Genomic DNA, 22,564 nt, shown 5'->3' on the forward strand with positions numbered 1-22,564 from the left:
CCCCTCATCCAGAATCCGAGAAAAGCTGTCCGATTCCCGAGATTGCAATAGATCTTGGCAGGAAAGTGCCCCCATAGGGGCCATCTGCTACCAAGATCTCCCGGCGGGGCCGCGCGCGGCGCGGCGGGCGGCGCGGGGCGGGGCGGCGAACGCGAGGGTTAAGTCAGGCGGGCGTCGACGAGGTCGAGGGCGGCGGGGACGCTGTCGGCGACCATCAGCAGGTCCAGCGCGGCCGGCTTGAGGAACTGCTGCTCGCCGAGCCCGCGGATCCAGTCGAGCAGCGGCCGGTAGAAGCCGTCCACGTCGACGATCACCATCGGCTTGGCGTGCAGGGCCAGGGTGGCGGTGGTCCAGACCTCGAACAGCTCGTCGAGCGTGCCGAGGCCGCCGGGCAGCGCGACGAACGCGTCGGACTTCTCGTCCATCAGCGTCTTGCGGCTGGCCAGGCTGTCGGTGACCAGCAGTTCGTCCGAGTCCAGGTCGGCGACCTCCAGGTCGACCAGGGACTGCGGGATGACGCCGACGGTGCGGCCGCCGGCCGCCCGGGCGCCCTGCACCACGGCACCCATCATGCCGACGCAGCCGCCGCCGCTGACCAGCGTGTGCCCGCGCCGGGCCAGTTCCGCGCCGGTCTCGGTGGCGAGTGCCAGCCAGCGGGCGTCGAGGGTACGGGAGGACGCGCAGAAGACACAGACGTTGGCCACGGGTCAGCTCCGTCCCGCCGGGCCCTCGGGGGCGGCCTCGGCGGCGGCGCGCTGGTCGGCGGCCGCCCGGGCGACCGCCTCCTCGCGGACGGCCTCCTGTTCGGCGGAGAGCACGGCCTCGGCCTCCACGATGTGCCGGACCGCCTCGTTGACGTCGTCGGTGAGCCGGATCAGGTCGAGGTCGGCCGGGCCGATCTTGCCCTCGGCGGCCATGGTGGCGCGCAGCCAGTCGAGCAGGCCCCGCCAGTAGTCGGTACCCATCAGCACGACCGGGAAGCGGGTCACCTTGCCGGTCTGCACCAGGGTGAGCGCCTCGAACAGCTCGTCCAGCGTGCCGAAGCCGCCGGGCAGCACCACGAACGCCTGGGCGTACTTGACGAACATGGTCTTGCGGGCGAAGAAGTAGCGGAAGTCGATGGCCAGGTCGACCCAGTCGTTGAGGCCCTGTTCGAACGGCAGCTCGATGCCGAGCCCGACGGAGAGACCGCCGGCCTCACCGGCGCCCCGGTTGGCGGCCTCCATCACACCGGGACCACCGCCGGTGATCACCGCGTAGCCGGCCCGGGCCAGGGCGCCGCCCAGTTCCTCGGCCATCCGGCACTCCGGGCTGTCCGGCTTGCTGCGGGCGGAACCGAAGACGCTCACCGCCGGGGGCAGGTCGGCGAGGGTGTCGAAGCCCTCGACGAACTCGGAGAGGATCCGCAGCGCGCGCCAGGCGTCCTTGGTCTTCCAGTCGCTGCGGCCCCGGGAGTCGAGGAGCCGCTGGTCGGCCGTACTCGTCGGAATCGCCCGGTTGCGCAGCGTGACCGCGCCGCGGTGCCGTTCCGCCCGGTGCTGCTCCCCCCGCTGGCCGTGCTCGGCCGGCATTTCCCTGCTCTCGCCCATGGAGCCACCGTAGTAGAGCGGCACCGGCGCGGCGCGCAGGCCCGGTAGCCGGAGAAATCTTTGGGATCCGGGCAACTAATTCGGTCGCACGGACGTCTTACTATTCACATACCCGGTATACCCCGGGCCGACGCGCCTTCGGGGGAGGAGCCAGCGTTGATCAGTAACAGCGAGATGATCCGGATCCGCCGTCAGATGCAGCGGCGGATCCGCGACGTGGTGGCCGAGCGCCGCCGCGCCCGGATGATGGAGACCCACCGGTCCGACCTGACCGCCGAGACAGGCGAGGCGGACGCACCCCTGACGACGACCGTCTGACGATCCCGGGGGCCCGCACGGTGGGAGCGGGCCCCGGGGTCGCAGCGCGTCAGGCCGGGGCCAGCCAGCGGTGCAGCGTCGCCGCACCGTCCCGGATCTTGGTCAGCTCGACGTGCTCGTCCTTGTGGTGCGCGAGGTTCGGGTCGCCGGGGCCGAAGTTCAGCGCCGGGATGCCCATGGCCGCGAAGCGCGCCACGTCCGTCCAGCCCAGCTTGCCGATCGGCGCGGCGCCGACCGCCGCCAGGAACTCCTGCGCCGCAGCGCTGTCCAGCCCGGGCGGCGCGCCGGCCGCCGCGTCGGTGACCGTCAGCTCGAAGCCGGCGAAGACCTCGCGCAGGTGCGCCTCGGCGCCGGCCGGGTCGCGGTCCGGGGCGTACCGGTAGTTGATCTCGATGTCGCAGCGGTCGGGGATGACGTTGCCGGCCACCCCGCCGGTGATCCGTACCGCGTTGAGGCCCTCGCGGTAGTCGCAGCCCTCGATGGTCACCCGGCGGGCCTCGTACGTGGTCAGCCGCCGCAGCACCTCGCTCGCGCCGTGGATGGCGTTCACCCCGTGCCAGGAGCGCGCCGCGTGGGCCCGCTCGCCGTGCGTGGTGACCACCGCCCGCATGGTGCCCTGGCAGCCCGCCTCGACGATCCCGTACGTCGGCTCCAGCAGCACCGCGAAGTCGGCCTCCAGCCACTCGGGGTGGCTCTGCGCGACCAGGGTGAGGCCGTTGTACTTCGACTCGATCTCCTCGGCCTCGTAGAAGAAGTACGTGACGTCGTAGCGCGGGTCGGGCAGCGTGACCGCCAGGTGCAGGGCGAAGGCCACCCCGGACTTCATGTCGGACGTGCCGCAGCCGTACATCAGGTCGCCGCGCATGGTGGAGGGGAAGTTGCCGTTGAGCGGGACGGTGTCCAGGTGGCCCGCGAGCACCACGCGCTGCGCCCGCCCGAGGTCGGTACGGGCCATGACGGTGTTCGAGTGCCGGTAGGTGGTCAGGTGCGGCACACCGCGCAGCACCTCCTCGACGCAGTCGGCGATCGCCTTCTCGTTGAGGGATACCGACTCGATGTCGACCAGGGCGCGGGTCAGCGCCACCGGATCGGCCAGGACCTCGGGGGTCAACGGGTTCTGCATGTCTCGCACGGTACCGTCATCCTCGGTGGGCGCGAGGGACACGTGCCGCGCCCCCCGGCCGCGAGCAGCGGCGGACGCCGCCGCCGGAGCAGAGAGGTGACACAGTGACGTCCGCACCATCCGCCTGGGGCATCGGCCTGGCCACCGTCACCGCACAGGACCAGGTGCTCGACACCTGGTACCCGACCGGCAAGCTGGGTCTGGGCGAGCTGCCGCTGGTGCCCGGCGAGGACCGGGCCGACGTGCTCGACCTGCCCCCGGGCGCGGTCGGCGAGCGGGCGCTGCCCGGCCTGCGCACCGTCGAGGTGACCACGCTGATCGGCTCGCTGGACGACCCGATCAAGGACGCGGCCGACGCGTACCTGCGGTTGCACCTGCTCTCCCACCGCCTGGTGCGACCAAACGAGCTGAACCTCGACGGCATCTTCGGCAAGCTGGCGAACGTGGCCTGGACGTCGGCCGGGCCGTGCCCGCCGGAGCGGGTGGACGAGCTGCGCGTCATCGAGCGCGCCGCCGGCCGCCACCTGGCCGTGTACGGGGTGGACAAGTTCCCCCGGATGACCGACTACGTGGTGCCGTCGGGAGTGCGGATCGCCGACGCGGACCGGGTGCGGCTGGGCGCGTACCTGTCCTCCGGCACGACAGTGATGCACGAGGGCTTCGTCAACTACAACGCCGGCACCCTCGGCACCTCGATGGTCGAGGGCCGCATCGTGCAGGGCGTGGTGGTCGGCGACGGCTCCGACATCGGCGGTGGCGCCTCGATCATGGGCACGCTCTCCGGCGGCGGCACGGAGAGGGTGCGCATCGGTGAGCGCAGCCTGGTCGGCGCGAACGCCGGTGTCGGCATCACGCTCGGCGACGACTGCGTGGTGGAGGCCGGCTGCTACATCACCGCCGCCTCGAAGATCACCCTGCCGGACGGCCGGGTGGTGAAGGCCCGCGAGCTGTCCGGTGTCGACGGGCTGCTGTTCTGGCGCAACTCGGTGACCGGCGCGCTGGAGGCGAAGCCCCGCACCGGCCAGGGCATCACGCTCAACGCCGCGCTGCACGCCAACGACTGAGCCGTACCCCCGTCCGGGTCCACGCGCACCGCGCGGACCCGGACGGCCGGCTCACCGCAGGCGGTACGCCTGGATGATCCGCTGGGTCACGGTGTTGCCGGCGTCGTCCCGGGCGGTGGCCCGCAGCGACGCGTACCCCGGGCCGGCCGGGTGCCGGACGGTGGCCGTCCACGCCCCGCCCTGCTTCTTCAGCGCCGCCTTGCGCCAGGTCTTCCCGCCGTCGTACGAGACGTCGACGGTGAGCGCCACGACCCGGCCGGACGGTGCGCCGGGCTGGCGCCGCACCGTCACCGGCACGGTGAACGTCCGGCCCGCCGGTGCGGAGCTGTCCACCGCCAGCGGCGGGGTGAACCGGACCGCCATGGCCGGCAGCCGGGCCGGCACGTCACCCGGAACCCGCTTGGAGCGGAACGTCCAGCTCGCCGAGACCTCGGTGCTCAGGTCGGTGAAGCCCCGCTTCGCGACGGCCTCCAGCCGGTAGTTCGCCGCGCCCGGCGGCACTGTGAACTCGCCGTACCCCGGGTAGGGCGACTCCGCGAACAGCGTGCCGTTGCGGTAGAGCCGCGTCTGCTCGGTGTCGTTGAGCGAAACGCCCGGGTGCCCGGCCGCGTCGCTGTACACCGGCAGCGAGACCACCATCAGATCGCCGGTACGGGTGATGCCCTCCTCCGGCCAGCGCGGCTGCGGGAACGACGGGCCGAACGGTGCCTTGTTCCACTCGTCGCGGTAGGTGTGCCCGGCCCGGTAGCGGGTCGGCACTCGTTCCAGCACCGCCCTCGGCTCCAGCCAGCCCTCCTCGTCCCGCTCCCCGAAGGCCAGCTCGGCGCTCCAGCGGGTCCGGACGGTGCTGAGGTGGTCGATCCGCTTGCCCGGCACCTGGACCGGCAGCACGATCGCCGAGCCGCCCATGTTGTAGTCGGGCTCCGGGTACACGACCAGTTCGTTCTCCATCCCGGTGTAGCCGGCGGCGAACCGGTTGGTGACAACAGCCAGTTCGGCCGGCCGGTAGTGCCGGACGAAGCCGGTCGGGAAGCGGCCCGGGAACAGGTCGTTCAGGCCGTAGAAGTACGGGCTGCGCTCGGGCGCTGTCGGCTCGACCCACTGACTGGCGAGCGAGCCGACGAAGACCTTGTCGGAGACGGTGCGGCCGAGCTGGGCCGAGTAGAGCCCTTCGAACCTGTCGGCCCAGAGCCCGAAGGTGGCGTAGTAGTCGCCGAAGTTCCACGCCGCCGTGAGGTCGATCAGCAGTGGCGCCGCGCCGCGCTGCGGCACCGTGGTGCGGATCGGCTTCGCCCGCCGGGCGTCCAGCGTGAGCCGCTGGTTGCCCGCCACCACCAGTTCCGGCTGGGCGAGGAAGGTGGCCTCCGAGCCCTGGTCACCGTCGCCGAAGATCAGGCTCTGCACGCCGTACCGGCCCTTCGGCACCCGGATCCGGCTCTCGCCGTCGGCGTCGTACACGTCGCGGTAGCTGCCGTCGTCGAGCCCGAGCAGGCTGGTGTAGTAGCCGCCGGTCAGAGCGCCGGAGCGGTCGCGGTGTGTCACGGTCAGGTCGTAGCTCTCCACCTCGCGGTCCACCGCGAGCGGGGTCACCGCCACCGCGTCGCCCGCGCGGGCGACCAGGCGGCCGGTCCAGTAGCCGTCGGCGCCGCCGAGCCGGGTGTCCACCACCACCGTCACCTGGGCGCTGCCGCCCGCCGGGACGGTGAGCCGGGAGGCGCTGAGGGTGAGCATGCCGGCCGGCGCGGACCGCCCGCCCGGACCGGTGAACTCGGTGCTCAGGTCCAGCGTGATCGGGGCGTCTCCGCCGTTGCGGTAGGTGACCGTCCGGCTGATCGGCTGGTCGTCGGCGTGCGGCCAGGCCGCCACGCCGAACGAGACGGACGCCGGTTCGCTCGTCACCTGCTGGGTGATCGCGCGGGCGAGGTCGACCCGGCCCGCGCCCTGCTGGAACGCGGTCTGTTCCGGGTGCGGCTTCGCCGAGGCCATCAGCGTCGCCTTGTAGCGGGCCGGCGTCCAGCCGGGGTGCTGCTGGGCGAGCAACGCGACCGCGCCGGCCACGTGCGGTGCGGCCATCGACGTGCCGGACAGCGAGGCGTACCGGTCCCCCACCGGGTCACCGATCTGCCCGTTCGCGGCCCGCGCGGCCACGATCTCCACGCCCGGCGCGGTGATGTCCGGCTTGATCGCCCCGTCGCCGACCCGGGGGCCGCGGCTGGAGAAGTCGGCGAGCGCGTCGTCCCGGTCCACCGCGCCGACCGCGAGCGCGGCGTCGGCGGTGGCCGGCGAGCCGACCGAACCGTCGGCGCCGTCGTTGCCGGCGGAGATCACGAAGAGCGTCCCGTGCTGCTCGGTGAGCGTCCCGACCGCCTGCTCCAGCGGGTCCACCTCGGGGGTGTCGCCGCCGGTGAGGCTCATGTTGACCACTGTGGCGTGCTGCTCGGCCGCGGCCCACTGCATGCCGGCCAGGATGGCCGACTCGGTGCAGCCGTAGACCTCGCAGACCTTTCCGGACAGCAGCGTGGCGTCCGGCGCGACGCCCCGGTACTTCCCGCCGGAGGCGGCGCCGCTGCCGACGATGGTCGAGGCGACGTGCGTGCCGTGACCGACGATGTCGTCCGGGTCCGCCTCCTCGGTGAAGTTGCGTGACTCGGCGACCTTGCCGGCCAGGTCGGGATGGGTCAGGTCGACGCCGGTGTCGAGCACCGCGACCCGCACGCCCTTGCCGGTCCAGCCGGCCGCCCAGGCGGCCGGTGCGCCGATCTGCGGCACGCTGCGGTCGAGCGCCACCCGCCGCCGGCCGTCGAGCCAGATCCGGTCGACACCCCCCGCCGCGTCGAGCCGGGCACCGGAGCCGTCCGCGCTCACCGCCTTCCAGAGCGCGCCGGCGTCGTGCTTGTCGGCGGTGACCGCCGCGCCGCCGATCACCGGCAGGTCGCGGGTCACCCGGGCGCCGGCGAGCGGGGCCGCCGTCCGCCGGGCCACCCCCGGCCGGTACGACACGAGCAGCGGTACGGTGTCGCGGCGCGCGTCGTCGTAGCCGGCCTCGATCAGCCCGGTGACGTCGAACAGCCGCCCGTCCAGCCGGCCGGAGCGGACCAGCGCGAGCGCGTCCTGCGGCAGCACGGTCAGGTGGTCACGGTCGCGGCGGACCAGGAACTCGACGCCGGTACGGCCGGGGCCGGGGCGTACCGCGGCACGGCCACCCGCGGCGACAGTCACCTTGTCGCCGGTGATCAGGGTGACGGTGACCGGTCGGGCGCCGGCCGGCGCGGACGGGCCGGTACGGGCGGCCGGGCTGGTCGGCGCGGCGGCCAGCGCGGGCACCGGCAGGCCGAGCGCCAGCGTCAGGCCGAGGCCGAACGCCGTCAGCTTTCTGCGGTTTCGGGGCAACCTTCCTCCTTCGTCAGGGCGTTTCATCGATGAGAGGCACATCGACACGGGTATCAGGATTGCATACCGCGTATGCATCAGGAAGTCACTGATCCGCCCGAACCGCTACCGCGCCGCCCGGCAGGCCGCGACGATCAGGCGATGACCTCCATGAAGGACCGGATGCTGGCCGGCGAGCGGTACATCGCCGACGATCCCGCGATCATCGCCGACCTGGAGCGCGCGGCAATGCTCAGCGAGCGCTTCAACAGCAGTTCCGCCGACGACCCGGCGGGCCGCCTCGCCGCCCTGCGCGAGCTGCTCGGCTCACTCGGCGACGACGCGTGGATCCGGCCGCCGCTGTACTGCGACTACGGCTACCAGACCCACATCGGCCCGCGTACCTTCGTGAACTTCAACGCGGTCTTCCTCGACGTCGCCCGGATCAGCATCGGCGCGGACGTCCAGATCGGACCGAACGTGCAACTGCTCACCGCCACCCACCCGGTGGAACCGGAGGCGCGCCGGGCCAAATGGGAGTCGGCACTGCCGATCACCATCGGCGACAACGTCTGGCTCGGCGGCGGGGTGATCGTGCTGGCCGGGGTGGCGATCGGCGAGAACACGGTGGTCGGCGCCGGCGCGGTGGTGACGCGCGACCTGCCGCCCGGCGTCGTGGCGGTTGGCAACCCGGCCCGCCCGGTGCGGAGCGTTCACGAATCCTCGTGAGCCGGCCGCGCCCCGCGTCACCGCGGCGGGTCGGCCAGGCGTACCACCAGGTCGGCGTGCCCGGCCGTGCCGGCGACCAGCCGGGCGTTCTCCTCGTCGCTGCCCAGCGCCCAGGCGCGCGCCTGCTCCGGCGACTTCCCGTACGCCTCGTGGCGAGCGGTGAGCCGGCGCAGCCGCTCCTGCGCGTCCAGGTCGAGGAACCAGATCTGGTGCAGGAGGGTGCGCACCTCCTCCCACGGGTCGTCCCGCAGCAGCAGGTAGTTGCCCTCGGTCACCACCAGGCGCACCTCGGGCGGCACCTCGATCGCCCCGGCGACCGGCTCCTCCAGGTCGCGGCGGAACTCCGGCGCCCACACCGACGTCGGTTCCAGCCGGCGCAACCGGCGCAGCACGGAGACGAAGCCGTTGACGTCGAACGTGTCCGGCGCGCCCTTGCGCCCCGCCCGGCCCAGCCGTGCCAGCGCGGGCCCGGCCAGGTGGAACCCGTCCATCGGGACCAGCCGGGCGACCGGGCCGAGCGCGGCCACGATCCCTTCCGCCAGGGTGGACTTGCCCGCCCCGGGTGCCCCGGCGATGCCGAGCAGCTGACGCGGGCCGTCCTCGGCCAGGGCCCGCGCCCGGACGACCAGCTCGTCGAGCCCGAGCACCTCCGCCGCCGGCATCAGCCCAGCACCGGCTCGCTGATGGTGAACCGCGCCTCGACCGCCGCCTGCACCGGCTGCGGCGCCGGGTCCAGCTCCAGTTCGCGCTCCGGCTCGCCGGAGCGCGAGTATGCCGCCCCGACCATCATCATCGGCGACCCGGCGCTCATCCCGGTGTCGGACAGCTCGCGCAACGCGATCACCTGGGCGCCGAGCGCCTCGGCGTACTCCCGGGCCCGGACCAGCGCGTCGGCGATGGCGGCCCGCCGCGCCTCCCGGTAGGCAGGGCTGTCCGGACGCAGCGACCACACCGGCCCGGCCACCTCGACCTGCTCCTGGTCGGCCAGGCGGAGCATCAGGTCACCGAGCGCGGTGAAGTCGGTGGTCGTCACGGTGGTGCTCACGCTGCCCTGGTAGGCCACCACCCGCTCGCCGGCGCGCTTCGTCACCGGCCAGACGTGGACCTGGCCGGTCTCCCGGCGCTCCACCACGGGCCCGGCCGCGTCGAGCAACGCGCGCACCGCGGCGGCCCGTTCGGCCAGCCGGGTCAGTGTGGTCTCCCGGTCCCGGTCCCGCACCACCGCCGTCACAGTGAACCGGGCCAGCTCGGGAGCCACCTCCCGGTACGCCTCACCGCGTACCGCCACGACCGGTGCGTCCGCCATGCCGCTCAGCCTAACGGCGGGGCGGCCGGCAGGTGCGCCGTGTAGGTGACCGCGCCGGCCGTCTCCCGCACCTCGCTCAGGTGGCCGCCCGCCGCGCCCAGCTCCCGCAGGTACGCCAGCTCGCCCGCGTGGTCGGCGGTGGCCGGGAACTCCCGCCGGTGCGGGGTGAACGAGCGTGCCCGCAGCGTGGCGCGGACGTCGCGCCCCTCGGCGAACCGGTCGGCCAGCGCACCGGCGTCGCCGCCGCGCAGCGCCTCGGTCAGCTCGTTCAGGAACGCGCCGAGCGCGTCCAGTTCGGCGAGCACGCGGTCGCGGTTGCCGAGCAGCATGTTCGCGGTCCGCTCCGGTGGTCCACCGGCGACCCGGGTGCCGTCGGAGAAGCTGCCGGCGGCCAGCGTCAGCACCGCGTCCCGCAGCGCCGACCGGTGCACGGTGCCGGCCAGCGCACCGGCCAGCACGTGCGGTACGTGCGAGGCGAGCGCGGCGGCCCCGTCGTGCTCCGGGGCGGACATCGGCACCACCCGGGCGTGGAAGACGTCCACCAGCAGCGTCGCCAGCCGCCGGAACGCGGCCAGGCCGGTCGGCCCCGGGCAGAGCACCCAGGCGGCGCCGTCGAGCAGGTCCGCGCTGGCCGCGCCCGCTCCGGCCCGGTCCGCGCCGGCCATCGGATGACCCGGCACGCACCGGTGCCCGAGCCCTTGCACTGTGGCGGCGGTGCTGACCTCGGCCTTGACGCTGCCCACGTCGGTGAGCACGCACCCGTCGTCGGTCACGGCGGCGACCCGGGCCAGCATCGTCGGCAGCGTGGGCAGCGGGCCGCAGAGGAACACCACGTCCCGTCCGGTGACCGCCTCCTCGACCGTGTCGGGTGCCGCCACGCCCCGGTCGCGTACCTGCCGGCGGGCGGCCGGATCCGGATCCCATCCGGTGACGTCGAGCCCGGCCGCGCGCAGCCGCAGCAGCACCGAACCGCCGATCAGCCCGGTGCCGACCACCGCCGCCCGCGCCAGCCCGCCCGCCACGTCACGACCCGGCGAGCCGTCCGGCCACCGCGTCGACGTGCTCGTCGGACTCGGTGAGCGCCACCCGGACGTGCCGGGCGCCGGCCGGGCCGTAGAAGACGCCCGCGGCCACCAGGATGCCCCGGCGGGCCAGCCAGTCCACGGTCTCCCAGCAGTCCTCGTCGCGGGTGAGCCAGAGGTAGAGCCCGGCCTCGGAGTGCTCGACGGTGAAGCCGGCGGCCGTGAAGGCCTCGCGCAGCTTCTCCCGCCGGACGCGGTAGCGCTCCCGCTGGGCGTCGGCGTGCTCCTGGTCGCCGAGCGCGGCCACCATCGCCGCCTGCACCGGGGCCGGAACGATCAGGCCCGCGTGCTTGCGGATCTTGAGCAGCTCGGCCACCAGCGCCGGGTCACCGGCGACGAACCCGGCCCGGTAGCCGGCCAGGTTCGAGCGCTTGGACAGCGAGTGCACCGCCAGCACGCCGTCGTACGAGCCGCCGCACACCTCGGGTGAGAGCACCGAGACGGGCTCGGCGTCCCAGCCCAGCGGCAGGTAGCACTCGTCGCTGGCGACCACCGCCCCGCGCTCGCGCGCCCACTCGACCACCTTGCGCAGGTGGGCGGCGGGCAGCACCCGGCCGGTCGGGTTGCCGGGCGAGTTGACCCAGACCAGGCGGACCCGGGGATCCGGGCCCAGCGCCGTCAGCGAGTCGGTGCGGACCGTCGTCGCGCCGGCCAGCCGAGCCCCGTCCTCGTAGGTCGGGTAGGCCACCGACGGCACCACCACCACGTCACCGGGGCCGAGCCCGAGCAGCGTGGGCAGCCAGGCCACCAGCTCCTTGGAGCCGATCGTGGGCAGCACGCCCAGGCCGTCCACGCCCGCGCCGCAGGCCCGCGCGACCCAGGCCGCGATCGCGTTGCGCAGTGCGGGCGTACCGGCGGTCAGCGGGTAGCCCGGCGCGTTCGACGCGTCGGCCAGGGCCCGGCGGATCAGCTCCGGCACCGGGTCGACCGGCGTGCCCATCGACAGGTTGATGAGACCGTCCGGATGCGCCGCGGCCGTGGCGGCCGCGGCGTCCAGCGTGTCCCAGGTGAAGTCGGGCAGCCGAGCCGAGACCGGCGTACGCCGGTTCAGTGGCCCTCGCCGCGCGGCGGCTGCGCGGCGACGAAGGTGGCGTCCTTCTCCACCTTGCCGATCTTCGAGGCGCCACCGGGCGAGCCCAGCTCCTCGAAGAACTCGTAGTTCGCCCCGGTGTAGTCCTTCCACTGCTCCGGGACGTCGTCCTCGTAGAAGATCGCTTCCACCGGGCAGACCGGCTCGCAGGCACCACAGTCGACGCACTCGTCGGGGTGGATGTAGAGCATCCGGTTGCCCTCGTAGATGCAGTCGACCGGGCACTCCTCGATGCATGCCTTGTCGAGCACATCCACGCACGGCTCGGCGATGATGTAGGTCACCGGTCTTCTCCTCCGCAAGACTCGTCGCGATCAACCGCAACGATAAGAGCCTAGTATCTCGCCGGGGAGGGGGTCGATCGTGCTCCGACAGCAGGATGTGGGACACCGGATCGTGGTCCGCCGGATTGTGGGGATTCGCGAGGGCCGCACGCTGTTCTCCGACGCCCTCGGCGAGCTCGTCGAGCTGAGCGAGACCCACATCACGCTGTCCACCGACGCCGGGCCGCTGCGCGTGCCGGTGGCCGAGGTGCACCGGGCCAAGCGGGTGCCGCCGGCCCGCCGGCCCACCGCCGCCGCGGTGGTCGCGCTGGAGCTGGCCGCCGACGAGGCGTGGCCCGCCCCGGTACGCGGACGGCTCGGCGACTGGCGGCTGCGCTGGGCCGACGGCTGGACCGGCCGGGCGAACAGCGCGCTGCCGGTGGGCGACCCGGACCGCCCGCTGCCCGACGCGCTGGACGCGGTGCAGCGCTGGTACGCCGAACGCGGCGGATCCGCCCTGGTGAACACCCCGCTGCCGCTGGCCGCCCCGGTCGGCGCGGAGCTGGACGCGCGGGGCTGGACGTCCCGCCCCCCGGTGCTGGTGCAGACCGTCCCGCTGCGCACCCTGATCGCGCCGCCGGAGGCCCCCGCCGACGTACCGCCGGACCCCGGGAGCACCGTGCCGGCGGGTGCGGACGCCCCGCCCCCCGGAACGCCGCCGGTGACCCTGGCCGACGCGCCCGGCGACGACTGGCTGGCCATCTCCGCCAGCCGCAAGGGCGGCCTGCCGGACGCCGCGCGGCACGTGCTCACCGCCGTCGACCGGGTCCGCTTCGCGGAGCTGCGCGTCGACGGGCGGGTGCTCGCCATCGCCCGGGGGACGGTGACCGGCGACGGCCGCTGGCTCGGCGTCAGCCTGCTCGAAGTGCTGCCCGAGGCGCGTCGGCGGGGATTCGCCGCGGCCGTCGTCCGCGCCCTGGCCGGCTGGGGCGCGGACGAGGGGGCCACCCGTGCGTTCCTCCAGGTGGAGCAGAGCAACATCGGGGCGGTCGCGCTCTACCGCCGGCTCGGCTTCACCACCCACCACACCTACCTGACCCGGGTCGCCCCGGCGGGCTGAGCGGCGGGCCGGTCAGCGCCGGACGATCCTGCGGGGCCGGGTGCGCTTCATCTCGGCGTACCGCTTGAGCTGGCGGGACCGGTAGTCCCGGCCCAGCGCGGTGAGGATCAGGTAACCGACGAGCACGCCCGCGGCGGTGGCCGCGAGATAGAGCCAGATCTGGGCGAAGAAGAGGCCCGCGCCGCCGCCGAACGGATTCTCCCCGACCACCAGCGGACCGACGAAGACGGTGAGCGCCAGCGCGACCGCCACCGCGCCGACCAGGTCACCGGCCCACCGGCTGACCGGCTGCTCGGCGCCCCACCGGAACGCGGCACCGGCCAGGATCAGCCCGATGACCAGGAACATCGCCAGCGAGACCCGGCCGGCGGCGGTGTCGTCGTCCGGGAACGCCAATCTGGTGACCAGCCGGGCCACCACGTTTACCGCGAACAACGCGGCCGCCAGCACACCGACCGCACGCCACCGCTGAGCCATCGCACGCCTCCCGCCGTACCGCCCGCTCCCTCGGCGGGCCTATGGCAGGAATGTCTACCACCGCCGCCTGTGCGGCGTCAGCACCTCAGCGGGGAGGGGGCGGCGTCACGAGGTGCCGGAAGCCCACCACCGCGAACGTGACCGCGCCGGTCACGATCAGCGCCAGGCCGAGCACGTTGTCGCCGACCAGCCCGAGATCACCCTCGACGGTACGGACACCACCCGCCACGATCACCACGAACCACGGCAGCGCGGCCAGCACGATCGCCCACCGGCCGCCGGTCGACCGGTGCGCGAACGAGCCCAGCAGCACCGTCGACGCCACCACGGCGACGGCGCCGACAGCTACCGCGCCGACCCCGACCAGCGCCTGCGCGGCGCCGGAGAGCCCCTGCACGACATTCCAGGCCCAGGTCGCGACGATCAGTTCGAGCAGCGCCAGCAGGACGCCGGCCCAGACCGTCACGACGCCGCCGGCCACGCGCAGCGCGCGGTCGAGCACCCGCTCCGCCGGGCTCGGCGTCGCGTCCGTGGGCGGCTGCTCGGGAACTGTCGACACGGGTACGGCCGGCAGCGTCACCGGAGACCGGCCGCCGCGACCGGGGACCGCCGCGAGTCGTCCAGGGCGATCCCGGCGAAGAGGTCGTCCTCCCAGCCGTACGGGCCGGTGCCCGGCCCCTTCTCACCGACCGCGAGCGTGAAGTACTCCACACCCATGAACTCGCCCCCGAAGTTGCCCGCGATCGAGTAGAGCCAGGAGTTCGCCGGGATCTGGGTGGCGTGGGCCCGCATCGCCGCCTCCTTGGCGGCGTGCTGGTCGGTGCCGTCGATCCGGGCGGCGATCTCCGCGTCCGGCGTGCCGAACGGCAGCTCGTCGGCGCTCTCGATGCCGGCGAACGGGTTGTCCGACGACTCGGTGAACGTCTCCAGGCCGGCGTCGAGCACGCTGCGCGGCATGGCCGTCCAGTAGACCTTCGCCGGGGCGATCCCCTCGGCCGCGGCCAGCTCCACCGCGCGCATCGCCACCCGGTGCGCCTGGATGTGGTCGGGATGCCCGTAGAAGCCGTCCGGGTCGTACGTGACGAGCACCTGGGGACGGACCTCGCGGATGACCTCCACGAGGTATCCGGCGGCGGTGTCCAGGTCGGCCTGCCAGAACGCGCGCGGGTGCTCGTTGGTGGCCAGGCCCATCATGCCCGAGTCGCGGTAGCGGCCCGCGCCGCCGAGGAACCGGTGGTCGGTGACGCCGAGCGCGGCGCAGGCGGCGGCCAGCTCGCCGATCCGGTAGCCGCCGAGCTGGTCCGCCTCGGCCGCGCAGAGCCGGGCCAGGGCCGGGACGTGGATCTCGCCCTCCTCACCCAGCGTGCAGGTGACGAGCGTGACGTGGGCGCCGGCGGCGGCGTAGTGCGCCATCGTCGCGCCGGTGCCGATCGACTCGTCGTCGGGATGCGCGTGGACCAGCAGAAGGCGTCGGTCGGGCAGCGTCGTCACGCCCGTCACTCTAACCGGCGGTCCTGCTCCCCCGACGGTGATGCGTCCGCCCAGGTCGGCCACATCACCCCCCGGTACCCGCCTACGCTTCAGGCGTGGACTTTCCCGAGCTGGCCGCCCGTACCCGTCGGTTCAGCCACGGGGCGCCGCGTGCCGTCGCCGTCACGGGCGACGGCGCCCGGGTGGTCTTCCTGCGTTCCGCGGGACCCGAGGACCCGGCCGACGCGCTCTGGCTGCTCGACGTCGACAGCGGCGAGGAACGACTGGTCGCGGACCCGGCGACGCTGCTCGGCGCCGACGCCGAGCCGGCCCGCCTCGCCCCCGGCGAGCGGGCGCTGCGCGAGCGGCTGCGGCTCAGCTCCGGCGGCATCGGCTCGTACGCGCTGGACTCGGCCGGCCGGGTCGCCGCGTTCACGCTGGCCGGCCGGCTGTTCCGAGCCGACCTGGTGCACGGCGACGTGGTCGAGGTGGCAGCGATCGGGCCGGTGATCGACCCGCGACCCGACCCGGCCGGCGAGCGGCTCGCGTACGTCACCGACGCCGCCGAGGGGGTGCGCCGGGGCCAGTTGCGGGTGGTGGAGCCGGACGGCACCGACAACCTGCTCGCCGGTGAGGACAGCGGCGTCACCTGGGGACTGGCCGAGCACATCGCCGCCGAGGAGTTCCACCGCTACCGGGGCTACTGGTGGGCGCCGGACGGGCGCAGCGTGCTCGCCGCCCGGGTCGACGAGTCCCGCCTGGCACGCTGGTACCTGCACGACCCGGCCGACCCGGCGAGCCCGCCCACGTCGCTCGCGTACCCGGTGGCGGGTGGGCCGAACGCGGAGGTCAGCCTGCACCTGCTCGACCTCGACGGCGGCTGGGTCGACGTGCACTGGGACCGGGAGACCTATCCGTACCTGAGCTCGGTGGACTGGACCGAGGGCGGGCCGCTGATCACCGTGCTGCGCCGCTCGCAGCAGCACGGCCTGGTGCTCGCGGTGGATCCGCGCACCGGCGAGACGCAGGTGCACGCCGAGCTGGCCGACCCGCGCTGGGTGGAGCCGATCCCCGGCACCCCCGCGCACCTGCCCGACGGCCGGGTGCTGGTCGGCGGCGAGCTGGCCCACGACGGGTACGACGCCCGCTGCCTGTTCGCCGACGGCACGCTGCTCACCCCGCCGTCGCTGTACGTGCGCCGGGTGGTCGGGCGGCTGCCGAACGGTCCGAACACGGCGGCGGACCTGCTCGTGGAGGCGAGCGAGGGCGAACCGAGCCAGCGCCACCTCTACCGGGTGCGGACCACCATCGGCGGCGGCATGGACGCCCGCCGGATGGGCAGCGACCCCGGCTGGCACACGGCCTCGATCGGCGGGGCCACGCTCGCGGTGGGCATCGCGTCACTGGAGCACCCCGGGGTCCGCTGGCGGGTGTGGCACGGCGACCGCGAGGTGGGCGAGCTGCGCTCGTTCGCCGCCACCTGCTCGTACGCGCCACGCCCGACGCTGGTCCGGGTGACCGACAGGCGGCTGCCCAGCGCGGTGCTCTACCCGGCCGAACACGTCAAGGGCACCCGGTTGCCGGTACTGCTGGACGTCTACGGCGGTCCCGGCCACCAGGAGGTGGTGGCGGCCCGCAGCGTCTGGTTGGAACGGCAGTGGTGGGCCGAGCAGGGCTTCGCGGTGGTCACCATCGACAACAGGGGCACCCCGGGCATCGCGCCGTCGTTCGAGAAGGCGATCCACCGCCGGGTAGCCGACGTGATCCTCACCGACCAGGTGGACGCGCTCACCGCGCTCGCCGACAAGCACCCGGACCTGGATCTGGATCGGGTGGCGGTACGCGGCTGGTCGTTCGGCGGCTGGCTGGCCGGGCTGGCGGTGCTGCGGCACCCGGAGCTGTTCAAGTGCGCGATCGTCGGCGCGCCGGTCACCGACTGGGCGTTGTACGACACCGCGTACAGCGAGCGCTACCTGGGGATGCCGGACGACGGGATGGACGTCTACGCCCACCACTCGCTCGTCGAGCTGGCCGCCGAGCCGCTCGGCGACCCGCGGCAGGCCCGGCCGATGCTGCTGGTGCACGGCCTGGCCGACGACAACGTGCTGGCCGCGCACACGCTGCGGCTGTCGGCCGCGCTACTGGCGACGGGCCGCCCGCACGCGGTGCTGCCGCTGACCGGCGCGAGCCACCTGGCCGCGGGTGGCGTGTCCGAGCGGCTGCTCCGGCTGGAGCTGGACTTCCTCCGCCGCTACTTGTAAGGAAGGGCCCCTTCTTAACGCCTGCGGTAGAGGAAGGGCCCCTTGTTAACGGCGTGGCGTTAACAAGGGGCCCTTCCTTCACCTACGGCTACTGCTTGACGTACGCGTTGACGAAGTTCGGGTAGCCGAACACGGAGGAGATGAACACCCCGCCCGCCTTGGACCCGTGCACGTTGTACGCCACGTCCACGTAGAGCGGCACCACCGGCGCGTGCTCCTTCATGATCCGCTCGTCGAGCTTGCCCCACTCCGGGCCCTGCTCGGACGGCGGCAGCGCCTGGATGCGGTCCATCTCGGCGTTGATCGCGTCGTCGTTGAAGTAGGACGAGTTGCTGTTGCCCTCGGCCTTGATGGTGCGACCGTCGTAGAGCACCGGCAGGATCGACGCGCCGCTGGGCCAGTCCGCCGCCCAGTTACCGATGTAGAGGTCCCAGGGGTTGTTCTTCTTCTTCACCTCGTCCAGCTTCGCGTCGTCCGGGATGTTCCGGACGGTGATCTTGAAGCCGGCGCGCTCCAGGTTGCCCTTGAGCTGGACCGCCTGCTGCTGCTCGGTGGTGTTGTCCGCCACGCCGAGAACCAGCGCGGGCGTCTGGCCGCCGAGCAGTTCCTTGGCCTTCTCCACGTTGCCGTTGGCGCCCGCCGGGTACGCGTCGTACGCCTTGTAGCCGATGGTCGACGGCGGCATCAGGGTGGTGAGCGGCTGCGCGACGGTCTGGCCGCCGAGCGCCTTGATCATGCCCTCGCGGTCGATCGCGTAGTTGAGCGCCTGGCGGACCTTCAGGTCCTTGACCCGCTGGGTGTTGATCACGAGCTGGTTGGCGCTCGGGGTCGGGGACAGCAGCGTGCGGGACTTCAGCGCCGGGTCACCGGCCACCTTGGCCACGAGCGAGGCCGGCACGCCGTTGAAGGCGAGCGCGCTCTGGTCGGCGCCGTTGTCCGCGATGACCCGGTTGTTTGCGGCGTCAGCGGTCGGGCCGAAGGTCCAGACGAACTTGTCCGGGTACTGGTGCCGCACCGGGTCGGTCTTCGGATCCCAGTTCGGGTTGCGGTCCAGGGTGATCCGAACGCCCACCTGGTTTTCCGCGATCTTGTACGGGCCGGACGAGAACGGCTTCTGGTCCAGGTTGACCCCGGTGTCCTTCTCCGGCTTGAGCGGGGCGCTGGTGGGCAGCGAGACCGCGAACGGCAGGTCGCAGCGGGGCTTGGCGAACTCGAAGCGCAGCGTCTTGTCGTCCGGCGTGGTCAGGCCCGGCGGCAGCGACGTCTTGTTCTTCTTGAAGTCCCACTTGGTGTCGTACTGCGCGGTGTCGGCCAGCCACTCCTGGATGTAGGTGGGGCCGCCGGTGAGGTCCGGGTCGAAGGAGCGGGCGATGCCGTACGCGATCTCCTTCGAGGTGATCGGGCTGCCGTCCTCGAACTTCACCCCGTCCTTGATGGTGAATTCCCAGACCTTGCAGTCGTTGTTGACGTTCTTGCCCGGGGTCTCGGCCAGGTCACCCACGAGGACCAGGCCGCCCTTGCCGTCGTCCTTCCAGGTGGTCAGGTAGCGGGCGAAGAGCGGGTTGGCCATCAGACCCGCGAACGAGTACGTCCGCTGCGGGTCGAGGTGGGAGATGGGGGTCTCCCGGATGATGGTGAACGTCCCGCCCTTGGCCGCGCCGTCGATCTCGGCGGCCGGCCCCTGCGAGTCCTTGGGGTCGGTCGCGATGACTCCGGTCTGCTGACGGTTGGTGTCCACCTTGGTGCCTTCGCCCGTGTTCTCCGAGCAGGCACCGAGTGCCACAACCAGTGCGATGGCACCGCCAGCGGCGGCCGCTGCGCGTGGTCGCATGTCCTACCTCCTCCACCCGTGCGCCGAGCGCATCCGCCGACGTCCCGAGGATCGTAAAGAAGAAAAACTACAAGTTGGATAACAGTTGTCGATAAATTTCGTCGCGGTTCAGCCGAGCCGCACCCGTGGGTCGATCACGGCGTAGAGCAGGTCCACCACCACGTTCGCCAGCACCACGAAGACCGCCGCGATCAACACGGTCGCCATGATCGTCGGCAGGTCGCCCGAGCGGACCGCGTCGACTGCGGTACGCCCCATCCCGTTCAGACCGAATGTCGTCTCGGTGATCACCGTGCCGCCCAGCGCCCCGCCCACGTCCAGCCCGGCGATCGTCACCACCGGAGTGATCGCGGCGCGCAGCGCGTGCCGGCCGTACACCTTGCGTTTGGCCAGGCCCTTCGCCCGCGCGGTCCGGACGAAGTCCTCCGAGAGTGTCTCCAGCATCTGCGCCCGGGACAGTCGCGCGTAGATCGCGGAGAAGAGGAACGCCAGCGCCACCCAGGCCAGCACCAGCCCGCTCGTCCACTTCAGCGGGTTCTCGAACAACGAGGTGTAACTCGGCACCGGTAGCAGGCGCAGGTTGTAGACGAAGACGATGAGCAGCACCGCGCCCACGAAGTAGAGCTGCAACGAGGCGCCGGTGAGCGAGAAGCCGATCGCGGCCCGGTCCAGCCAGCTCCCCCGCCGCAGCGCCGAGAGCATGCCCAGGCCGACGCCGAGCAGCAGCCAGAGGATCGCAGCCGGGATGACGATGCTCAGCGTCACCGGCAGCACCCGGGCGATGGTGTCCGAGACCGCCTCGTTCGACACGTACGACCAGCCGAGGCAGGGTGCGTCGCACCGGCCGCCCTGCGCGCTGCCGAGGTCCCGGCCGGTGACGATGCCCTTCATGTAGCCGGCGTACTGGCTGATCAGCGGGTCCCGCAGCCCCAGCTCCTGGCGGACCCGTTCCAGCCGCTCCGGGTTGCAGTTCTTGGGGCACATGCCGGTGACCGGGTCGCGCGGCAGCGCGAAGAACATCAGGAAGCTGAGCACGCTGACCGCGAACAGCGTGAGCGCGGCGGACAGCATCCGGCGGATGAGGAATCGCGTCATGGGCCGGCCTCCTACCGGGACGACTTCGGGTCGAGCGCGTCGCGCAGCGCGTCCCCGAAGAGGTTGAAGGCGAACACGAGCGCGAAGATGGTGATGCCCGGGAAGAAGACGTACGCCGGGTCGGTCTGCAGGTAGTCGAGGCTGCGGTAGATCATGCGGCCGAAGCTCGGCGTCTCGTCGGTCAGGCCGACGCCGATGAACGACAGCGCGGCCTCGCTGGTGATGTACTGCGGCACCGCCAGCGAGAAGGCGACCAGGATCGGCGCCCAGGCGTTCGGCAGCAGCTGCCGGAACAGCATGTGCCCGAGACCGGCGCCGCTGGCCCGCGCCGCCTCCACGAACTCGCGTTCGCGCAGCGCGATGATCTGGCCCCGGACCAGCCGGGCCGTACCGGTCCAGCCGAACAGGGCGAAGATCGCGATGAGCACACCGATTTGGAAGTACGCCGGCACGGCCTCGCGCTGGCCGTAGAAGCGCAGCGCGACGGTCGGCATCAGGGCCAGCGCGATGATCAGGAACGGCATGGCCAGGGTCAGGTCGGTGATCCAGTTGATCACCGTGTCCAGCCAGCCGCCCAGGTAGCCGGCGAGCGTTCCCAGCGTCACCCCGATCACCGCGGTCAGCACGGCCGCGGCGAACGCGATGAACAGCGACGTCCGCAGTCCGTGCACCATGCGGATGAAGATGTCCCGGCCGAGGCCGGGCTCCAGCCCGAACCAGTGCTCACCGGTCACCCCACCGGCGTAGCCCAGCGGCATGCCGTAGCCGTCGAGGCGGTTCTGGAACTGCTCCTTCGGCCCCACCCCGTACAGCGCCTCGATGAGCGGGACGGCAAGCGCGACGAGCACGAAGAACGCCAGCAGGCCGCCGCTGATCAGCGCGGTGCGATCCCGCTTGAGCCGCGCGAGGGCGAGCTGGCCGGGTGACCGGCCGACGAACTCCTTCTTGCCGCTCTCGTTGCCCTCGCCGGGCGACTCGATCTCGGCGAGCGCGACGCCCTCGACCGGCGACAGGCTCATTTCGACACCTCCACGGGTTCGCCGGCCGGCACGCCGACTGGTCCGCTCTCCGGGTAGTGGCAGGCGGTGAGTTGTGTGCCGTCGTCGCGGGTGACGAGTGCGGGTTCTTCGGTGGCGCAGTGGTTGGTGGCTTTCCAGCAGCGGGTGCGGAAGCGGCAGCCTGATGGGGGGTTGAGGGGGGTGGGGACGTCGCCGGTGAGGCGGATGCGTCCGGCGGGGCCGTGGGTGGTGACGTCGGGGATGGCGGACAGCAGGGCCCGGGTGTAGGGGTGTTGGGGGCGGGTGTAGATGGTGTCGCGGTCGCCGATCTCGACGATTTTGCCGAGGTACATGACGGCGACGCGGTGGCAGAAGTGCCGGACGACGGCGAGGTCGTGGGCGATGAACACGAATGCCAGGTCCAGGTCGCGTTGCAGGCCGCGGAGCAGGTTGATGACCTGCGCCTGGATGGACACGTCGAGGGCGGAGACGGGTTCGTCGGCGACGATGAGTTTCGGTTTCAGGGCCAGGGCGCGGGCGATGCCGATGCGCTGGCGTTGCCCACCGGAGAACTCGTGCGGATACCTGTTGTAGTGCTCCGGGTTCAGGCCGACGAGTTCGAGGAGTTCCTGGACGCGGTGTTTGACGCCGCCGGGTGGGGTGATCCGGTTGACCTGCAACGGCATGGCCACGATCCGCCCGACGGTGTGGCGGGGGTTCAGCGACGCGTACGGGTCCTGGAAGATGATCTGCAAATCCTGCCGCAGGCCGCGCAACTCACCGCGTTTCGCGTGGGTGATGTCCCGCCCGCCGAAGGTGATGCTGCCGGCGGTGGGCTCCAGCAGCCGCACCAGCATCCGCCCGGTCGTGGTCTTCCCACACCCCGACTCCCCCACCAGGCCGAGGGTCTCCCCGGGCCGCACGTCGAAGTCCAGCCCGTCCACCGCCCGCACCGCACCCGTGGCGCGCAGGCCCTGCCGGACGGGGAAATGCTTCGTCAGCCCGCGCACCGACAGCAGCGGCTCGGCCTCGGTGCTCATCGGGCCACTCCCACCTGGGCGACCTCGTCGCGGTAGATCCGCTCCCGCGCGGCGACCGGCAGGTGACACGCCACCAGGTGCCCCACCTCGCCTGCTTCCCGCAGCTCGGGCACCTCGGTGCGGGACCGGTCGCCGTTCACCCCAGCCCACCGGCAGCGCGGGTGGAACGCACACCCCGACGGCAGATTGATCAACGACGGCGGGTTACCCGGAATCGGCAGCAGATCCGCGTCCGCGTCACCGTGCAACGACGGCACACTCGACAACAACCCCCACGTGTACGGATGCTGCGGCGACCGCAACACCCGCCCCACACTCCCGTGCTCCACCGCCCGGCCC

Annotated in this window: 22 protein-coding genes; 5 read left to right on the forward strand and 17 right to left on the reverse strand. The window is 72.8% G+C overall.

The window, feature by feature from the left end; genetic code table 11:
- Positions 1-158: 158 nt before the first annotated feature.
- Positions 159-704 (reverse strand): TIGR00730 family Rossman fold protein, encoded by a 546-nt coding sequence (locus tag ACGFIA_RS22655; RefSeq protein ID WP_281579811.1) that lies wholly within the window; start codon positions 702-704, stop codon positions 159-161.
- A 3-nt stretch (positions 705-707) separates the two neighbouring features.
- Positions 708-1,589 (reverse strand): TIGR00730 family Rossman fold protein, encoded by an 882-nt coding sequence (locus tag ACGFIA_RS22660; protein WP_393261844.1) that lies wholly within the window; start codon positions 1,587-1,589, stop codon positions 708-710.
- Between the two features lie 156 nt (positions 1,590-1,745).
- On the opposite strand from ACGFIA_RS22660, the gene ACGFIA_RS22665 reads away from it, so the two are divergent.
- Positions 1,746-1,907: a hypothetical protein gene (locus tag ACGFIA_RS22665; protein ID WP_167361468.1), complete on the forward strand. Its 162-nt coding sequence runs from the start codon at positions 1,746-1,748 to the stop codon at positions 1,905-1,907.
- 49 nt (positions 1,908-1,956) lie between these two features.
- Here ACGFIA_RS22665 and dapE read toward each other — a convergent pair whose 3' ends face one another.
- Positions 1,957-3,030: a succinyl-diaminopimelate desuccinylase gene (dapE, locus tag ACGFIA_RS22670; RefSeq protein WP_357383613.1), complete on the reverse strand. Its 1,074-nt coding sequence runs from the start codon at positions 3,028-3,030 to the stop codon at positions 1,957-1,959.
- Positions 3,031-3,134: 104 nt separating this feature from the next.
- Here dapE and dapD point away from each other — a divergent pair, with 104 nt between their 5' ends.
- The gene (gene dapD / locus ACGFIA_RS22675; RefSeq protein ID WP_393261848.1) at positions 3,135-4,094 is read left to right on the forward strand and encodes a 2,3,4,5-tetrahydropyridine-2,6-dicarboxylate N-succinyltransferase; all 960 of its coding nucleotides are present in this window, start codon (positions 3,135-3,137) and stop codon (positions 4,092-4,094) included.
- A 51-nt stretch (positions 4,095-4,145) separates the two neighbouring features.
- On the opposite strand, the gene ACGFIA_RS22680 is transcribed toward dapD, so the two are convergent.
- Positions 4,146-7,484 (reverse strand): S8 family serine peptidase, encoded by a 3,339-nt coding sequence (locus ACGFIA_RS22680; RefSeq protein WP_393261850.1) that lies wholly within the window; start codon positions 7,482-7,484, stop codon positions 4,146-4,148.
- A gap of 141 nt (positions 7,485-7,625) precedes the next feature.
- Here ACGFIA_RS22680 and ACGFIA_RS22685 point away from each other — a divergent pair, with 141 nt between their 5' ends.
- A complete protein-coding gene (locus ACGFIA_RS22685) occupies positions 7,626-8,192 on the forward strand; it encodes a sugar O-acetyltransferase (RefSeq protein WP_393261853.1) in 567 nt (188 codons plus the stop codon).
- A gap of 17 nt (positions 8,193-8,209) precedes the next feature.
- Here the strand turns inward: ACGFIA_RS22685 and ACGFIA_RS22690 are convergent, their stop codons facing one another.
- The 5 genes from ACGFIA_RS22690 to fdxA are packed head-to-tail and all read right to left on the reverse strand — an operon-like array spanning position 8,210 to position 11,954.
- Positions 8,210-8,854, reverse strand: coding sequence for a nucleoside/nucleotide kinase family protein (locus tag ACGFIA_RS22690; protein WP_393261856.1), 645 nt, complete (start codon positions 8,852-8,854; stop codon positions 8,210-8,212).
- Entirely contained in the window at positions 8,854-9,498 is a 645-nt protein-coding gene (locus ACGFIA_RS22695; RefSeq protein ID WP_357480366.1) for an SIMPL domain-containing protein, read from the reverse strand. The genes ACGFIA_RS22690 and ACGFIA_RS22695 overlap by 1 nt, the downstream gene beginning before the upstream one ends.
- Before the next feature lie 5 nt (positions 9,499-9,503).
- Complete coding sequence (locus ACGFIA_RS22700; protein WP_357480369.1) at positions 9,504-10,520, reverse strand: prephenate dehydrogenase/arogenate dehydrogenase family protein; 1,017 nt, start codon at positions 10,518-10,520, stop codon at positions 9,504-9,506.
- Position 10,521: 1 nt separating this feature from the next.
- Positions 10,522-11,631 (reverse strand): succinyldiaminopimelate transaminase, encoded by a 1,110-nt coding sequence (gene dapC, locus ACGFIA_RS22705; protein WP_357383915.1) that lies wholly within the window; start codon positions 11,629-11,631, stop codon positions 10,522-10,524.
- Entirely contained in the window at positions 11,628-11,954 is a 327-nt protein-coding gene (gene fdxA / locus ACGFIA_RS22710; RefSeq protein WP_091422126.1) for a ferredoxin, read from the reverse strand. The genes dapC and fdxA overlap by 4 nt, the downstream gene beginning before the upstream one ends.
- Before the next feature lie 79 nt (positions 11,955-12,033).
- Here fdxA and ACGFIA_RS22715 point away from each other — a divergent pair, with 79 nt between their 5' ends.
- Positions 12,034-13,053 (forward strand): GNAT family N-acetyltransferase, encoded by a 1,020-nt coding sequence (locus ACGFIA_RS22715; protein ID WP_357383599.1) that lies wholly within the window; start codon positions 12,034-12,036, stop codon positions 13,051-13,053.
- Positions 13,054-13,065: 12 nt separating this feature from the next.
- Here ACGFIA_RS22715 and ACGFIA_RS22720 read toward each other — a convergent pair whose 3' ends face one another.
- The 3 genes from ACGFIA_RS22720 to mshB form a co-directional block, all read right to left on the reverse strand.
- Positions 13,066-13,530 carry a hypothetical protein gene (locus tag ACGFIA_RS22720; protein ID WP_357383597.1) on the reverse strand — a complete coding sequence of 155 codons (465 nt, stop codon included), beginning with the start codon at positions 13,528-13,530 and terminating at the stop codon, positions 13,066-13,068.
- Positions 13,531-13,615: 85 nt separating this feature from the next.
- Positions 13,616-14,110 (reverse strand): hypothetical protein, encoded by a 495-nt coding sequence (locus ACGFIA_RS22725; RefSeq protein ID WP_393261861.1) that lies wholly within the window; start codon positions 14,108-14,110, stop codon positions 13,616-13,618.
- Positions 14,107-15,030 (reverse strand): N-acetyl-1-D-myo-inositol-2-amino-2-deoxy-alpha-D-glucopyranoside deacetylase, encoded by a 924-nt coding sequence (gene mshB, locus ACGFIA_RS22730; RefSeq protein ID WP_357383593.1) that lies wholly within the window; start codon positions 15,028-15,030, stop codon positions 14,107-14,109. The genes ACGFIA_RS22725 and mshB overlap by 4 nt, the downstream gene beginning before the upstream one ends.
- An 86-nt stretch (positions 15,031-15,116) precedes the next feature.
- Between mshB and ACGFIA_RS22735 the strand changes: the two genes are divergently transcribed.
- Entirely contained in the window at positions 15,117-17,261 is a 2,145-nt protein-coding gene (locus ACGFIA_RS22735; protein ID WP_393261864.1) for a prolyl oligopeptidase family serine peptidase, read from the forward strand.
- An 88-nt stretch (positions 17,262-17,349) separates the two neighbouring features.
- Here the strand turns inward: ACGFIA_RS22735 and ACGFIA_RS22740 are convergent, their stop codons facing one another.
- The 5 genes from ACGFIA_RS22740 to ACGFIA_RS22760 form a co-directional block, all read right to left on the reverse strand.
- Entirely contained in the window at positions 17,350-19,092 is a 1,743-nt protein-coding gene (locus tag ACGFIA_RS22740) for an ABC transporter substrate-binding protein (RefSeq protein WP_393261867.1), read from the reverse strand.
- A gap of 108 nt (positions 19,093-19,200) precedes the next feature.
- Positions 19,201-20,187, reverse strand: coding sequence for an ABC transporter permease (locus tag ACGFIA_RS22745; protein ID WP_357383587.1), 987 nt, complete (start codon positions 20,185-20,187; stop codon positions 19,201-19,203).
- An 11-nt stretch (positions 20,188-20,198) separates the two neighbouring features.
- The gene (locus ACGFIA_RS22750; protein WP_357383585.1) at positions 20,199-21,206 is read right to left on the reverse strand and encodes an ABC transporter permease; all 1,008 of its coding nucleotides are present in this window, start codon (positions 21,204-21,206) and stop codon (positions 20,199-20,201) included.
- Positions 21,203-22,225, reverse strand: a complete 1,023-nt coding sequence (locus ACGFIA_RS22755; protein ID WP_393261870.1) for an ABC transporter ATP-binding protein — start codon at positions 22,223-22,225, stop codon at positions 21,203-21,205. Before ACGFIA_RS22755 ends, ACGFIA_RS22750 begins: the two co-directional genes overlap by 4 nt.
- On the reverse strand, positions 22,222-22,564 hold a 343-nt coding region (locus ACGFIA_RS22760), incomplete at its 5' end, for an oligopeptide/dipeptide ABC transporter ATP-binding protein (protein WP_393261873.1). The genes ACGFIA_RS22755 and ACGFIA_RS22760, both read right to left, overlap by 4 nt.

This window comes from Micromonospora sp. NPDC049203, assembly GCF_043197215.1.
In the GTDB taxonomy this organism is placed as follows: Bacteria; Actinomycetota; Actinomycetes; order Mycobacteriales; family Micromonosporaceae; genus Micromonospora.